The organism is Paraburkholderia sediminicola (genome assembly GCF_902859805.1).
GTDB classification, from domain to species: domain Bacteria; phylum Pseudomonadota; class Gammaproteobacteria; order Burkholderiales; family Burkholderiaceae; genus Paraburkholderia; species Paraburkholderia sediminicola.
Genome location: NZ_CADIKC010000001.1, coordinates 761328 through 776213 on the forward strand (window position 1 = coordinate 761328; position 14886 = coordinate 776213).

Here is a 14886-nt window from a genome sequence, read left to right on the forward strand (position 1 = left end):
TCGTGTTTATGACGTGATAAATTCTTCATATCATAATTTCTTTAGCCATTTATGCGTCGAATCGTTGAGATGAAGCGATAAGCCCCATTTGGCGTGCAACTTGCAGTGTTGGCCCCACCAATAGTCGTTCAACGGGGACCATCATGCAAAAATTCGTCGGTCGGACAGCCATCGCTGTTGCGACATCCGCATTACTCGCGCTCTACGGTTGTGGAACCAGTAACATCGGCACGCCCAAAACCGGGCTTGGCGGCGGTGGGGCGGGCGGCACTTCGGGCTCTAGCTCGGGGAGTTCGGGGAGTTCGGGGAGTTCGGGTTCTAGCTCGGGTAGCTCCGGAACGAGCTCTGGTACGAGCTCTGGCACCAGCTCGGGTACGAGCTCCGGCACCAGCTCAGGTACAAGCTCCGGCACCAGCTCAGGTACAAGCTCCGGCACCAGCTCAGGTACAAGCTCCGGCACCAGCTCAGGTACAAGCTCCGGCACCAGCTCGGGTACAAGCTCTGGCACAAGCTCGGGTACGAGTTCCGGCACAAGCTCCGGCACTAGTTCCGGCACTAGTTCCGGCACAAGCTCCGGCACTAGTTCCGGCACTAGTTCCGGCACAAGCTCTGGTACGAGCTCCGGTACAAGCTCCGGCACGAGTTCCGGTACGAGTTCCGGTACGAGTTCCGGTACGAGTTCCGGTACGAGTTCCGGTACGAGTTCCGGTACGAGCTCAGGCACCAGCTCCGGTACCAGCTCAGGCACCAGCTCAGGCACGAGTTCCGGCACAAGCTCCGGTACGAGCTCCGGCACCAGCTCCGGTACAAGCTCCGGCACCTCGGGCACCTCCTCCACCCCTATCGGCAACGTCGTCACGCAAGGCGGGAACCTCATCACTGCCGTGGGCACGACCGTCGCTGATACGGGTTCCAAGATCACCGGCACCTCCGTCCCTGGCGTCAACGGCGCAACGACTGCGAATCTAGGCGCCGCGATCACCGATCTCGGCAACGGCGTCAAGGTACTCGGCAACGGCACGGCCGCAGGCCTCGGCACGCTGGGCAGTTCGACCAATCCGCTTGGCCCGACCCTGACCTCCACATCGGGTCTTGTAACCAATGCAGGCGCGGCCGTTACGGCGGTCGGCGGCGTGGTGACGAGTCTCGGAACCGGGCCGCTTGCGCCGCTCGCACCTGTCACGTCGACGGTGGGTACCGTTGTCGCCGGCGTAGGCGCCGGTGTCGTCAAACTGGGCTCGGGATTGAACTCCGCGCTGACCAGCTCGCCGGTTCAACAGGTCGAGACCCAACTGAGCACGGTCATCAACCCGATCACGCTCGTCGTCTCGAATACGACGCAGACCATCGGCAACACCACAGGTCTCGGCGCGCCGCTCAACGGCTTGCTGAGCACCATCGGCAACGGACTCGATTCGGCCGGCCAGAAAGTGTCCGGCGCGACGGGTGATCAGGTGGGCAAAGACATCGGCGGCGTAGTGAGCCAGCTGGGCAAGACGGTCACGAGCACCGGCGGACTGCTGACGGGCGCGACGACCAACCCGCTGGCGCCGATCGCCGGCCTGGTGGGCCCGCTCGGTGGACTGGGCGGATCGGGTGGATCGGGTGGCGGCTTCAGCATCCCGCCGCTGACCGGCCTGATCGGCAACCTCGGTTCGCTCGGTGGGACCGGTAGCAGCGGTAACCCGCTCGCGCCGATCACCGGACTCCTCGGCGGCCTGGGTTCGCTCGGCGGCACTTCCGGCGCAGGCGGCGGTCCGCTCGCACCGGTCACCGGACTTCTCGGCAACCTGGGTTCGCTCGGCGGCACTTCCAGCGCCGGCGGTCCGCTCGCACCGGTCACGGGTCTCGTCACGACGTTGACCTCGACGCTGGGCGGCACCGCAGGCCAAGGCTCACCGCTCGCGCCCGTCACCGGTCTCGTCACGGCGCTGACTTCGACGTTGGGCGGCGCATCGTCCGGTAAGGCTTCGCCGCTCGCGCCTGTCACTGGCATCGTGACCGGCCTGACCGGTAGCGCGGGTGGTGCGGGAAGCGGTTCGTCCAGCACGAATCCGCTGGCGCCGGTGACGAACCTTGTCACCGGATTGCTGGGTGGTGTCGCAGGTAAATAAGCGGTAATCAGCACAGCGGCCGGGACTTAAAAAATCAAAAGCCCGGCCGCTATCAATGTCATGACTACGAGGATGACATGAACTCCACTCTGGATAACGTGGCGCACGTGCAGGAGCAGCGGCCGCGTTCGGCGACGCCGTTTTCCGTCGGCCTGCTTGGCATCGCCGTCGGCCTTCTGACGCTCTGGCTGCTACGCGACAGCACCGCACTGGATGGCGCGCTCCGTAGCACGGCCGCCTGCCTCGCGATCATCGCGACGATCGCTCTATACGAACTGTTCGTCGCACGCGTGTATCTGCGCCCAAGCGCCGGACTCACCGGTCAAGCGGTTCGGCCGCTCAGTGTCGCGCGTGTGGGCTTGCGTCTTGCCGCGCTGGCTTCCGTGTATGTCGGCATCGGTGTGCTCTACTGGCTGTTGCCGGAGTATCACGGCACGTTCTATAACCCCTTCTGGTCTCTGATCCGCACGCTCGCGCCGTATCTGATCGTGGCCGCGCCGTTTTACTTCGCGTGGATGGACAGGCGTCAGCGCGAAGTCGACGATGCCTATATGTTGTGGGGCCGCCTCGTATTCCTCGGGCAGCGCCCAGGCAACTGGAAGCCCGTGCGTGAAATGCTCGCCGGATGGATGGTGAAAGCATTCTTCCTGCCGCTGATGATCACCTATCTTTCCACCGATGCAGATCATATCGGCGCATCGCTCGCGACCGCCATGAACGCGCCGTTCTCGCTTGCGACGTTCAGGTTCATGTACGACCTGTCCTTCACGATGGATCTAATGTTCGGCACGGTAGGTTATCTGTGCACACTGCGCATTCTCGATACCCACGTGCGCAGTGCGGAGCCGACCACACTCGGCTGGCTGGTTGCGGTTGTCTGTTATCAGCCGTTCTGGTCGCTGATCTCGGCCCAGTACATGCACTACCAGGGCGCGATGTTCTGGGACAGTTGGCTGATATCCGTGCCCATTGTTCGAATCATCTGGGGCACCGCGATTATCGCGCTGGTCTTCAGCTACGCGCTTTCCACCATCGCGTTTGGATTGCGGTTTTCGAACCTGACCAATCGCGGCATCATCACGTCGGGCCCTTATCGCTTCACAAAGCATCCCGCCTATATCACGAAGAATCTATCGTTCTGGATGGTCTCCGTGCCGTTCATCGAACCCATGGGCTGGCAAGTCGCGCTCACGCACTGCTTCGCGCTGGCGTGCGTCAATCTGCTGTATTTCCTGCGCGCTAAAACCGAGGAGCGGCATCTGATGAACGATCCCGACTATCGTGCTTACGCGGAATGGATCGCGAGGAACGGACTGTTCGCCAGGATCACACGCGCGTTTCAATGAGATGTTTATGCTACGAACGCGGTCGAGTGCATTTTTTGCAACGCACCATTCTTTGATCGCGTGAGGATGGTGATGAGCACCTTTTACCGCCCGCGAGCGATCGCTGGTGGAAGCAGACGATAGCGCCCGTTGCCAATTTTCCGCGAGCAGCGGGTGCTCGCCTCAATGACATCGCACGCAGGACGTTACGTAACGTCCTTTACTGCGCTCAAGATTCGCGGCCTGACGCCAGCACATTGGCCAGCCCGGCCTTCGGGCGAGAGAACAGAAAGCCTTGCACCAGCGCTTGCGGCCATGACGCGCTCAACCATTGCAACTGTGCCTTGGTCTCGACGCCGTTCACCACGACCTGCACGTCAAGCGCATGAAGCAGATCCAGCAACGCCGACGTCACCAGGCAGGCGCGAGGATCGCGTGGAACCGCTGCCATCAACTCAGGCGCGATCGTCACGGTGTCCACGTCGAGTGCACCGAGCAGTCCGAGCGAAGACGCACCGTTGCCCCACTTGCCCAGCGAGATGCCGGTTCCCGCAGACCGAAGGCCAGCCGTCAACGTACGCAAAGACAAAAGACGTGCTGCATCTGCGCTATCGGGCACTTCGATTTCAAGCAAATTGCCCGGTACGCCATACGATCGCGCGATGCGCGTGAGATCGTCGGCGAACGAATCGAGCACGGCCACTTGCGCGGGCACCGTGATCGCGACCGGCAGCAGCGCCATCTTCGACGAGAGACAATCGCGCAGTTCACGACACACGCCGTCGACGACGAACAAGGCCATCTCCCGCGCGACCTGCGGGTGCTCGAGCGGCATCATGAAAATACCCGGAAGCAGCAACCCGTAGTCGGGATGCGTCCATCGAACCTGCGCTTCGAGGCGCGTCAGCGCGCCGCCTGCCGCGCGATAAGCCCCCTGAAACACGAGATGAAACTCACCCGCGTGCAGACCCTGGCGGACGCGGTTTTCGAGCTCGCTCAGCGCCATGGAATCGTCGCGCGAGTCGTCCCAATTGGTTTGTTCAACGCAAGCGTTGCGCGCGCCGAACGTTGTAGCGAGCGATACAGGCTTTTCATAGTCGAGCGATAGCATGGCGTAGGCGCAATTTTTTAACCTGGCTAACGCATGCACATGTCGTGCCAAGCAGCACGTTCACCGCGCGACCTATCCGCGGCCCTGGCCAACAAGCCCTTTAGTTCAATGGTTTACGGCGATTCGATCAAACCTGTCGACGCGCAATTTCAATCGCCAAACGTTTGTATGAACGCGAGTGTTACGTAGCGTTTCGCGTCGACGTTACGGGACCATCGCACAGCGCGTTGAACGCGGCGATTACCACAAGTCCATCGCTTCAAACGGGGAAACCGCATGATGCATCGTGAATAAGATCGCTAAACAACAAGCGATGAATGAAGGCATCGCAGCGCAACAATAAAATTTGACCGAGAAAAAAAGATTTACTAGTATCGGCAGCAAACGCAGCATGCAACGACTGCGCATTCCCTACACAGTCATTCAAGGCGGCACATGCTTCAGATCCCCCTCACCGACGCCGATTGGGCGCGTGTTCAGAGTCTTTTTCCCGTGGTTTCATCAGGGCGCGGGCGCCCTCGCCGCAGTGATCGCGAGATCCTCAACGCGATACTCTGGGTGCAGCAGACGAAAGAAAAGTGGCACAGGCTACCGGCCACTTTTCCGCCGCAACAGACTTGTTATCTTCGGTATATGGCCTGGAAAAAGACGGGCGTTCTTGACCAGGTGAACGAGCGCCTGCCACTGTGCGACCACGAGCTTTCAACTTGCTGAATCAGCGGCAATAATTGTTTTGCATACCGTATCGATTCAAAGGCGAACATATGTTTCACGGATGGTCGCCGTGATCGCTCACGCCCTTCAGTGCGTCATGCTTTCCCGTTCATTCGATCCATCACCGCCAGCAGATCAGCGAGCGCCTGCTTGCATTCCGCTGCGTTCGGCGTGCCGGCGCGCAACGCGCTCAGCGCGCGGTCAATCGCTTTGTCGACGGTGTGCCAGTCGGCTGCGGCTCGAGGCTTCAGCGAAGGCTCAGCGTCGTCCCATGCAAGTTCCAGATCCTTGATGCGCGCCTTACCGCCCGCGAGATTGCCCTGGCCGACGAGCGCCGCGGTGTAGGCCGCGATCTTGCGGAACGACGCGAGGTCGCCGAGCTTTGACGCCTTGACGGGCTCGGCCGCCTCGGCCGACTGAAAGGCAAACCCACTCGCCTCGTGATGCCCGAAGCTGATGGCCGAGAGGGCAATGAAAGAAGCGATGACGGCTTTGTTGAGTGTGCGTTGGTTCATGTTTGTTCTCTTCCGTTTGATTCAACATACGATTGAAAAAGGCTGCGTCTACAACTAGTCGAGCGACGCGCGCTCAAGGCTCACGTGCGGCGATCGCGCGCGTGGACCGGTGTTCAACTGCACTCGCGAAGATGACCAGCACCACGATCGCACTCAGAAAGAGCACGCTCGTATTGATCGTGCCGAGGCCGAGACCACCATATGCGCGCGACTGCGAGAGCAGATCGCCGAATGAGGCGCCCAACGGTCGCGTCAGAATGTAGGCAAGCCAGAAAGTCAGCACCGGATTTCCGCCGACGTAGTAGATCGCGCACACCAATGCGATTAGCGCGCCGAACGCCACCACACCGATCATGAAACCGAGCCCCAATGCTTCTGTCGCCAGATCACCGGCCGCGGTGCCCAGCGCGAAGGTGAACAACACTGCGGCCCAATAGAAAAGCTCTCGCCGCGTTGTGTAGATGGTGTGAATCGACAGTGTCCGCTCACTGCGATACCAGAGCGCGAACACCACGGCCAGCGCAAGGGAAAATGCGATCGTGCTGGCATAAAGACTGATGCCGAGCTTGTCGGTCAATGCATCGGTAATTTGCGTGCCGACCACACTGACCAGCACCACGGTCAGCCAGTAAATCCACGGCACGTACTTGCGCATGCGCAGCTGCACGGCCAATGCGGCAATCAGCAACGTGAGCATCATCCCGCCGGTGAGTGCGGTGCCAAGCCCCACGTGCACGGCCAGATAATCCGCGCCGGTCTCGCCGACGGTCGTCGCCATGATCTTGATCGCCCAGAAGACAAGTGTTGCCTCGGGCACTTTGTTGCGCATCTGCGCAACACGATAAGTCGAGGTCTCTAGCAAGCGCGTTCTCCCATCAATAGGCATTCAATTCGACGTTGCGAGCAGGCGCGCTTGCGCTCGCTCGATGCGGCGAATAGTGCAATGGGGAACCTTATGGAAACCTTATGGAAAATGCCGAGAAAACCGCCCGATCGTGGCAGCGGAATGAGGGCTCAAGAGGCGTCTCGAGCGAGCCTTAAGAGACGCTTAAGGACTTCGAATAAATCAAAAAATATACTGCTCAAGCGCTCCTGATCGAGGCCGATAGACAGAACGCAGTACACACGTTTTTTCTACTGGGAGATTTGGATGTCCATTCAGGCAGTCAGTCAAAGCACCACACAAGCGCCAGCCTCATCCGCCGCGTCGACATCGAGTTCGGCGTCGAGCGCGCCGGCATCGAGCACAAGCGCTTCGTCGGCTACGGGGGCGAGCACCAGCACGTCCGCGTCGTCGTATACGGTCAACATCAGCAGCGCCGCGCGTGCTTTGTTAGCCGAAGCAAGCGAGACTTCCGTTCAAACCGCGCAGGAAGCAGGAAAGGGCGATCAGCAGGCGCAACGCCTGCTCGCCAGGGAGGCCGCAGCCAAAGTGCATTAACGCACTCAGGAACTTCCGCGTGAAGGCGAGGACCGCCGCGCCGGTCTGGCGGCGGTCCCGCAGAGTTGGAACGCGTGCCGACATGGCACGATGGGATGCGCTAAAGCGACTCGGAAAAAGTTTCGCACGACACTTCTTCGCGCAGAATGTAGCCGAGCCCGCGCAAGGTCATGATCTTCGCGCTGGAATGTGCAAGATGCTTGCGCAGGCGGTGAATGTAAATGTCGATGGCATCGGCGCTGGGTTCGTCGTCGAGCGTGAAGACCTTGTCCATCAGCGTGGACTTCGAGACGGTCTTGCCCTGCTTCAGCATCAGCGTTTCGAGGATGGTGTGTTCGCGCCGCCGTAACGGCAAGGGCTCGTTTTGCAGAACGAATTCACGGGAATCGAACAGATAGCGCAGATCGCCGCAATCGATCGATTGACCCTTGTCGCCGGCCGCCTGCCGGCGGATCAACGCCTTGATGCGTGCCACCAGCTCGCGTGCGTCGAAAGGTTTAACGACGTAATCGTCCGCGCCGGCCGAGAAGCACGCCACCTTGTCGTCAGTCGAGCCGTTGGCGGTGAGCATCAGCACAGGCACGTTGTCGCGTTTGCGACGCAGGCGCGCCAGCACATCCTTGCCGCCAATTCCGGGCAAGCGCAGATCGAGCAGCACCGCGTCGTAGCACTGCACGCCGAGCAGCGTCTCCGCACGTTCGCCGTCCTGCGCCCAGTCAACCACGAAATTCTCGACCTGCATCAGGTTCATCACCCAGCGCGCGAGGTCAGCGTCGTCTTCAACGAGCAACAGTTTCATAGGTTTCCCCTGATTTGGCGGCGCATCAAACCGCCGCCGACCATAGTCGCATCTCGACGGTGGCCACCAGGCCGACACCGCCCTCTCCCGATTCGAGCGTAACCGCGCCGCCTTGCCGGCGGGCGATCTCGCGCACGATCGGCAAACCGAGACCGGTTCCGTCAGCGTGGTTTGACGCGCGATAGAAACGCTCGAACACGCGCACCCTCGCTTCGGGTTTGATACCCGGCCCATTGTCGATCACCTGCACGATCGCCCTGTCATTACCTCGCTGCGTGTGCACGGTGACGCGGCCACCGGGTTGCGTGTAGCGCAGCGCGTTGTCGACGAGATTGGTCACCAGCGCCGCGGTTAACGCCTCGTCGCCAGTCACGTATAGACCGTCTTCCAATTCGGCGCCCAGATCGATTTCACGCGACTGCGCGAACGCTATCAACTCCTCCAGCACCCCCGCGATCAACGCGCTCAGATCGACCCGTTCGCGCGTATTGGAAGGCGCGGCGGACTCGGCCTGAGCGAGCAGCAACAGTTTGTTGGTCAAGGTGGTCAGCTTGCGGCTGCTTTTATGCATGCCGGCCAGTGCTTCGCTGAGCGGCGCGTCCCGATTCTCGCGTTGCCGCGCAAACTGGATTTGCGCCACCAGCAGCGCGAGCGGCGTACGCATCTGATGCGCCGCGTCGGAGATGAATTGCCGCTGGGTCGCGGCCTGCTGGCCCATGCGCGCAATGCACTGGTTGATCGCTTCGACGATAGGCCTTAGTTCGACATGCAAGCGCGCCACGCGGATCGGTTCAAGTTGCGACGCGTTACGATCAGCGACGTCGTCTTTCACCTTCATCAACGGCCGCAATTCGAAGGTCAGCCCAAGATAGACGAACACCATCGCGAGCACCAGAGTGAGCACCTCGCCGAACAGTTGCGGGCGGAGCAGGCGCCACACCATGGCGTCGCGCGAGCCTTCCGTCTTCGCGACTGCGACGACAACTTCTTCAGTGCGGCCCGAGTCGTATAGCTGCCGCACGTAAGTAGCGGCGCGCACGGCACGGCCGTCTTCGAGATGAGTGGAATAGAGCATCGGGACGTCGCTCACGCCGCGCGGCAACGGTAACTCGGGACTGCCGGCCAGCAGGCGGTGGCCACTCGCTTCGACGCGATAGAACACACTGTCCTGTTCCGGCGATTCGAACAGCTCGAGCGCGGCCGGCGGAATCTGAACCGACACGTTGCCGTTATCCCAGTCGATGTCCTCGCCAATGATGCGTATCGACGATAGCAACGCGTTATCCTGAACCAGGTCGGCCGTGGTCTGCGCGTTGCGATACGAAATCATGCCGGAAATGGAAACGAACGCCGCCAACGGTAGCAAGAGCCACCACAGCAAGCGTCCGCGCAGACTGCCTGAAAACACGATTCGTCGTTCCTCTCTGCCGGATCTCTCCGCTATGTCCCGCGTGTGCGGTGGGCGTTCGATGAATCGCCTGCTTCAAATTCTAGGGGTACAAATCCTTCTATAGGCTTTCGAACACGCGTTTCCTGTGCCGATTGCGGGTTTGTCCCGAGTACTTTTGAAGCCGCCGGTTTGGCGTGACCGGGTTAACCAGCCTGAGGTCCTTCCATCGACGCACGCGGAAACGAGACGGTCATGTGCACGCCTTTGCCGCCCTCACCTGGCTTAAGCACGATCTCCCCGTGATGCGCGTCTGCGATTTCGCGCACGATGGCGAGGCCCAGCCCGGTTCCTTCAGTATCTGTCGACGCCCGAAAGAACGGCTCGAACACACGGCTGCGCGATTCGGCGGGAATGCCGGGACCGTCGTCCAGCACAGCCACGGTAACTGTATCGGCTTCAGTGCTGACCGCCACCGTGACGTGGCCGCCACTGCCGGTATAGCGGATCGCGTTTTCCGCGAGGTTGGCGATCAGCGCCTGAAGCAGGCCGCGATGCCCTGCCACCGGCGCAGGGCCGTTCAGTTCCGCGCCCAGATCGATGTCCCGGGCCTGCGCGAGGAGCGCAAGATCCTCCACCACTTCCATCGCCAGTTCCGCCAGATCCACTGTTTCCACCGCTAACTGCTTGTTGTCTGCCGCCTCGGCCTGTGCGAGCAACAGTAACTTGTTAGTGAGTCCTACCATTGAGCGATTACTGCGGTGCATCGCGGCGAGCGCCTCGTCGAGCGCGGGATTCAGGCCGTCCTGCTGGCGCGCGAACTGCAACTGCGTGCCGAGCAACGTGAGCGGCGTACGCAACTGGTGCGCGGCGTCGGCGATAAAACGCCGCTGTGCAGCCACCTGCACGCCGAGGCGCGCGATACATTGATTGATCGCTTCGACGATCGGCCGCAACTCGGTATGCAGGCGCTCGACGCGAATCGGCTCGAGCTGCATGGGATCGCGGTCGGCGACCTCTTCCTTCACTTTCATCAGCGGCCGCAATTCGAAGGTGAGGCCGATGCAGGCCAGCGCGACCGCCAGCAGGATCATCTCGATCTGCCGCACGAGTTGCGGTTGCCACAATTGCTGCGCCATCGCATCGCGCGAGCGCACCGTCTTGCCCACTGTCACCCGTACACGGCGCGTCGCACCGTTGTCGTACATCAGGCGCACAAGGCCGACGGCGCGAACAGGCTGACCATGGAGTTCAGTGTCGTAGTGATCGGCCGTGTCCGGCGAAAGCGCTGCGCGCTGTGGAAAATCCGGCGTGCCCGCCAGCAGGCGGCCATCGTCGACCCGCACGCTGTAAAACACCTGATCGCGATAAGGCGACACGAACACTTCAAGCGCGGCGGGCGGCACGTCTACGCGTAAAAAACCGTCCACCCATTCCACCTCACCGGCGATCATCCGCGCCGACGAGATAAGCTGGTTGTCCTGCACCAGGTCCGCCGTGCGCCGCGCGTTGTCGTATTCCGCCTTGCCGGTGACGAACACGTACAACGCGAGCGGCACCAGCAGCCACCACAGCAGACGCATGCGCAGGCTATTGGTCATCTTCTTTCTTGCGCAGCAGATAGCCCAGTCCGCGCAACGTGACGATAGCGGCCGAGCTGCCGTCGAGTTTCTTACGCAGCCGCGAAATGTAGATTTCGACCGCGTCCTCGCTCGGCTCGTCCGCGAGCGTGAAGATTGCGTCGACCAGGGCGGGCTTGGTTACCGTCTTGCCCAAACGCAGGATCAGCGTTTCGAGCACCGAGCGCTCGCGCGGCGTAACGTTCAGCGGCGCGCCCTTCAGCGTGAACTGGCGCGTGTCGATGTCGAACGCGAGATCGCCGCACACCACCTCGCTCGCTTTCGAGGGCGACTGGCGGCGGATCGCCACCTTGATGCGCGCGATCAGCTCGCGTACTTCGAAAGGCTTGACCAGGTAGTCGTCCGCGCCCGCGCCGAGCAGTTCCACTTTTTCGTCGATCGAACCGCTCGCCGTCAGAATCAGCACAGGCGTGGCGTCACCGCGCTGACGCAAACGGCGCAGCACGTTCTTGCCCGACAGCTTCGGCAGATTCAGGTCGAGCAGGATCACGTCGTAGTGATTGGTGCGCAGCAGGCGGTCGGCGGCGTCGCCGTCCTGCACGGCGTCGAGCGCGAACGCTTCCTGCTCCAGCATCTTCGCGAGCCAGTGCGCCAGCGTGGGGTTGTCTTCGATGAGCAGCAGCTTCATGGGGAGAACGGCGAAAGAGGCAACGCAATGCGCGGCAAAAAGTCAGGACGCCGATTGTGCCGTAAAACAAGGACTTTGCGCGCGGCTTGCGTGGTTTGCGGCCCGCCTTATGGGGTTTGCCAGGGGGTGTCCACAAGATTGCAGGACATTTTCGGGTTAACACCCATGATTTGCTCGCAGCCCCGAAAGCTGCCAGAAGGTTTCAGATTTCTATAATCCCCGTCATTCATCCAGAAAGCGCCGCGTCTGCACAGGGCGGCGACTAAACCTCAGGAGACTGCTTCATGCGTACCTTGCGCCAGATTGCCGCCGTGTCAGGTGTTGCGTTTACCCTTGCCGCCGCTTCGGCCGCGGCTCATGCGGAGAAGCTGACGATCATGGTCGGCGGCGCCACCAAGATCATCTATCTGCCGGCCAAGCTCACGGAGCAGCTCGGCTACTTCAAGGACGAAGGCCTCGACGTCGAAATCCTTTCGCAACCTGCCGGCGTAGACGCGGAAAACGAACTGCTAGCAGGCGCGGTGCAAGGCGTGGTGGGCTTCTACGATCACACCATCGACTTGCAGAGCAAGGGCAAGGAAGTCCAGGCGCTGGTGATTTTCGGCCAGGTGCCGGGTGAAGTGGAAATGGTCTCCACCAAGGCGTCCGAAACGCTCAAGAGCATGGCGGACGTGAAGGGCAAGACGCTGGGCGTGACCGGCCTCGGCTCGTCGACCAGCTTCCTCACGCAATACCTCGCGCAACGTGCGGGCGTGCCGTCGACGCAGTACACGCTGCTGCCGGTTGGCGCGGACAACAGCTTTATCGCCGCCATCAAGCAGAACCGCATCGACGCGGGCATGACCACCGAGCCGACCGTCTCGCAACTGCTTAAGACCGGCGACGCCAAGGTGCTGGTCGATATGCGCACGCTTGAAGGCACCCGCGCCGCGCTCGGCGGCACGTATCCGGCTTCGAGCTTCTACGTGCAGCGCGCATGGGCCGAGTCGCACAAGGACGACGCTACGAAGCTCTCGCACGCCTTCGCGAAGACGCTGAACTTCATCGCGACCCATAGCGCGGAAGAGATCGCCGCGAAGATGCCGAAGGACTACTACGGCAACAACAAAGACCTGTACGTCGGCGCGCTGAAAGCGTCGCTGCCGATGTTCACGAAGGACGGCAAGATGCCAGCAGACGGCCCGGACACTGTCCTGAAGGTCCTGTCGGCGTTCAATCCTTCGGTGAAGGGCAAGCATATCGACCTCGCCAAGACCTACAGCAACGACTACGTGTCGGCAGCGGTCAAGACGGCGGCGAAGTAACGCCCTCCAAGCACAGCCCCATCAACATCAAGAGAACTGCGAGGCACCAGCCGATGAATCAACCTCTGTCACGCGATACGCCCGCCATCGAGATGCGCAACGTATCGTGCCGTTTCATCTCCCCGGATGGCAAAGCGACGATCGCGTTGCGCGACTTCAGCATGTCGGTGGCGCGTGGCGAATTCGTCGCGGTAGTCGGTCCGACGGGTTGCGGCAAGTCGACCACGCTCAGCATGATCACCGGCTTGCTGAAGCCCACTACCGGCGAAGTGCGCGTAATGGGCGCGCCGGTGGACGGCATCGACCCGCGCATCGGTTTCGTGTTTCAGGCGGACGCCGTGTTTCCGTGGCGCTCGGTCATCGACAACGTGGCGGCCGGCCCGCTGTATCGCGGCCGCTCGAAATCCGCCGCGTACGACGAAGCCAACGAATGGCTGCGCCGCGTGGGCCTCGACAAGTTCGGCAAGCACTATCCGCATCAACTGTCCGGCGGCATGAGAAAGCGCGTGGCGCTGGCGCAAACCTTCATCAACAAGCCGGAAATCCTGCTGATGGACGAGCCCTTCTCGGCGCTCGACATGCAGACCCGCACGCTGATGCAGGATGAACTGCTGCAACTGTGGGGTGGCGCCGGTTCAGTGGTGTTCGTCACGCACGATCTGGAAGAAGCGATTGCGCTTGCGGATCGCGTGTTCGTGCTGACTGCACGTCCGGCGACACTGAAGAAAGTGTACGAAATCGATCTGCCGCGCCCGCGCGTCACGTCGGAAGTTCGCTATGACCCACGCTTTATCGAAATCTCGCGCGACATCTGGCACGACCTGCGCGAAGAAGTGCAGATCGGCTAACCCAAGGAACGGCAAACATGTCTACTACCCCTCAACAGACGATGCCTTCGGGCATCGATCCCGCGTCGCTCGCGCAAGTCGAACGCGTCGCGCAAAAACGCATCCGCCAACGTCATGCGCTGGTGATCACGCTGCGTATTGTCGTGCTGGTGGTTGTGCTCGGCGGATGGGAATTGTCCGCCCGCCTGAAGTGGATCGATCCGTTCTTCTTCTCGATGCCGACCGCGATCTTCGATCAGATCATCGACTGGTTCGTGAACGGCACGTCGCAAGGACCGCTCCTGACGCAGGTGTGGGTCACGCTCGAAGAAACCGGGCTCGGCTTCATTATTGGTTCGGTGGCGGGCGTGTTCTGCGGCATCGTGCTTGGGCGCAACAAGCTGCTCTCCGATGTATTCAGCCTCTACATCAAGATCGCCAACTCGATTCCGCGCGTGGTGCTCGGCTCGGTATTCGTGATTGCGCTCGGTCTCGGCATGGCTTCGAAGGTGGCGCTGGCAGTCGTGATGGTGTTCTTCGTCGTGTTCGCCAATGCGTTCCAGGGTGTGCGTGAAGCTGACCGCTACATGATCGCCAATGCGCAGATTCTGGGGGCGTCGCGCCGTCAGGTGACGACCTCGGTGGTGATCCCGTCAGCGTTGAGCTGGATTCTCGCCAGCTTGCACGTGAGCTTCGGCTTTGCGCTGGTCGGCGCGGTGGTGGGCGAATTCCTCGGCTCGAAGCAAGGTATCGGCCTGCTGATCTCCACTGCGCAAGGCGCGTTCAACGCAAGCGGCGTGTTCGCGGCGATGATCGTGCTGGCTGTGGTTGCGCTGGCTGCGGACTATCTGTTGACCGCGGTCGAACAGCGGTTGTTGAAATGGCGGCCCACAGCGGTTTGAGTTGACCGTCAGGTCGTAAAAGGAAAAAGGGCGCCGTCGGCGCCCTTTTTTTGTTTCGCTTCGCTCACACACTCATTCAGCATAACGAGGCGAAGCACAACACGCTTTCGCGCCGGCGCGTTTTGCGCTACGTTTGCAACGCTGGCATCACCTGAGCGAGCTGACAAGGTAATACGCAC

The 14886-nt window shown here is 61.3% G+C and carries 14 protein-coding genes; 6 read left to right on the forward strand and 8 right to left on the reverse strand.

Annotated elements, in window-relative coordinates; translation table 11 throughout:
* The first annotated feature begins 143 nt into the window (after positions 1-143).
* Positions 144-2114: a collagen-like triple helix repeat-containing protein gene (locus R8871_RS03340; protein WP_175049031.1), complete on the forward strand. Its 1971-nt coding sequence runs from the start codon at positions 144-146 to the stop codon at positions 2112-2114.
* A gap of 77 nt (positions 2115-2191) precedes the next feature.
* Entirely contained in the window at positions 2192-3460 is a 1269-nt protein-coding gene (locus R8871_RS03345) for an isoprenylcysteine carboxylmethyltransferase family protein (protein ID WP_175049032.1), read from the forward strand.
* 208 nt (positions 3461-3668) lie between these two features.
* On the opposite strand, the gene R8871_RS03350 is transcribed toward R8871_RS03345, so the two are convergent.
* On the reverse strand, positions 3669-4550 hold the full coding sequence (locus R8871_RS03350) for an EAL domain-containing protein (RefSeq protein WP_175049033.1): 882 nt from the start codon (positions 4548-4550) through the stop codon (positions 3669-3671).
* 435 nt (positions 4551-4985) lie between these two features.
* Between R8871_RS03350 and R8871_RS38835 the strand changes: the two genes are divergently transcribed.
* Positions 4986-5264: a transposase gene (locus R8871_RS38835; protein ID WP_175049034.1), complete on the forward strand. Its 279-nt coding sequence runs from the start codon at positions 4986-4988 to the stop codon at positions 5262-5264.
* Between the two features lie 95 nt (positions 5265-5359).
* Here the strand turns inward: R8871_RS38835 and R8871_RS03360 are convergent, their stop codons facing one another.
* The 7 genes from R8871_RS03360 to R8871_RS03390 form a co-directional block, all read right to left on the reverse strand.
* Entirely contained in the window at positions 5360-5779 is a 420-nt protein-coding gene (locus R8871_RS03360; protein WP_246287347.1) for a histidine kinase, read from the reverse strand.
* 73 nt (positions 5780-5852) lie between these two features.
* Entirely contained in the window at positions 5853-6608 is a 756-nt protein-coding gene (locus tag R8871_RS03365) for a COG4705 family protein (protein WP_175049969.1), read from the reverse strand.
* Between the two features lie 341 nt (positions 6609-6949).
* On the reverse strand, positions 6950-7090 hold the full coding sequence (locus R8871_RS03370) for a hypothetical protein (RefSeq protein WP_175049035.1): 141 nt from the start codon (positions 7088-7090) through the stop codon (positions 6950-6952).
* A gap of 230 nt (positions 7091-7320) precedes the next feature.
* A complete protein-coding gene (locus R8871_RS03375; protein ID WP_175049036.1) occupies positions 7321-8019 on the reverse strand; it encodes a response regulator transcription factor in 699 nt (232 codons plus the stop codon).
* Between the two features lie 25 nt (positions 8020-8044).
* Complete coding sequence (locus R8871_RS03380) at positions 8045-9427, reverse strand: sensor histidine kinase (protein ID WP_175049037.1); 1383 nt, start codon at positions 9425-9427, stop codon at positions 8045-8047.
* Between the two features lie 185 nt (positions 9428-9612).
* Positions 9613-11007 (reverse strand): sensor histidine kinase, encoded by a 1395-nt coding sequence (locus R8871_RS03385; RefSeq protein ID WP_175049038.1) that lies wholly within the window; start codon positions 11005-11007, stop codon positions 9613-9615.
* Complete coding sequence (locus R8871_RS03390) at positions 10997-11674, reverse strand: response regulator (protein WP_027778124.1); 678 nt, start codon at positions 11672-11674, stop codon at positions 10997-10999. Before R8871_RS03390 ends, R8871_RS03385 begins: the two co-directional genes overlap by 11 nt.
* A gap of 284 nt (positions 11675-11958) precedes the next feature.
* On the opposite strand from R8871_RS03390, the gene R8871_RS03395 reads away from it, so the two are divergent.
* From R8871_RS03395 to R8871_RS03405, 3 genes are read left to right on the forward strand one after another with little or no spacing between them, the layout of a single operon-like run.
* On the forward strand, positions 11959-12978 hold the full coding sequence (locus tag R8871_RS03395; RefSeq protein ID WP_175049039.1) for an ABC transporter substrate-binding protein: 1020 nt from the start codon (positions 11959-11961) through the stop codon (positions 12976-12978).
* 53 nt (positions 12979-13031) lie between these two features.
* The gene (locus R8871_RS03400) at positions 13032-13826 is read left to right on the forward strand and encodes an ABC transporter ATP-binding protein (RefSeq protein ID WP_054035532.1); all 795 of its coding nucleotides are present in this window, start codon (positions 13032-13034) and stop codon (positions 13824-13826) included.
* Between the two features lie 17 nt (positions 13827-13843).
* Positions 13844-14707, forward strand: a complete 864-nt coding sequence (locus R8871_RS03405; RefSeq protein WP_175049040.1) for an ABC transporter permease — start codon at positions 13844-13846, stop codon at positions 14705-14707.
* Positions 14708-14886: the final 179 nt, after the last annotated feature.

Coding starts and splice junctions, on each gene's coding strand:
- R8871_RS03375 (WP_175049036.1), bottom strand. CDS start 8,019: ATGAAACTGTTGCTCGTTGAAGACGACGCTGACCTCGCGCGCTGGGTG.
- R8871_RS38835 (WP_175049034.1), top strand. CDS start 4,986: ATGCTTCAGATCCCCCTCACCGACGCCGATTGGGCGCGTGTTCAGAGT.
- R8871_RS03390 (WP_027778124.1), bottom strand. CDS start 11,674: ATGAAGCTGCTGCTCATCGAAGACAACCCCACGCTGGCGCACTGGCTC.
- R8871_RS03400 (WP_054035532.1), top strand. CDS start 13,032: ATGAATCAACCTCTGTCACGCGATACGCCCGCCATCGAGATGCGCAAC.
- R8871_RS03395 (WP_175049039.1), top strand. CDS start 11,959: ATGCGTACCTTGCGCCAGATTGCCGCCGTGTCAGGTGTTGCGTTTACC.
- R8871_RS03345 (WP_175049032.1), top strand. CDS start 2,192: ATGAACTCCACTCTGGATAACGTGGCGCACGTGCAGGAGCAGCGGCCG.
- R8871_RS03370 (WP_175049035.1), bottom strand. CDS start 7,090: ATGTTGACCGTATACGACGACGCGGACGTGCTGGTGCTCGCCCCCGTA.
- R8871_RS03350 (WP_175049033.1), bottom strand. CDS start 4,550: ATGCTATCGCTCGACTATGAAAAGCCTGTATCGCTCGCTACAACGTTC.
- R8871_RS03365 (WP_175049969.1), bottom strand. CDS start 6,608: ATGCGCAACAAAGTGCCCGAGGCAACACTTGTCTTCTGGGCGATCAAG.
- R8871_RS03340 (WP_175049031.1), top strand. CDS start 144: ATGCAAAAATTCGTCGGTCGGACAGCCATCGCTGTTGCGACATCCGCA.
- R8871_RS03385 (WP_175049038.1), bottom strand. CDS start 11,007: ATGACCAATAGCCTGCGCATGCGTCTGCTGTGGTGGCTGCTGGTGCCG.
- R8871_RS03405 (WP_175049040.1), top strand. CDS start 13,844: ATGTCTACTACCCCTCAACAGACGATGCCTTCGGGCATCGATCCCGCG.
- R8871_RS03360 (WP_246287347.1), bottom strand. CDS start 5,779: ATGAACCAACGCACACTCAACAAAGCCGTCATCGCTTCTTTCATTGCC.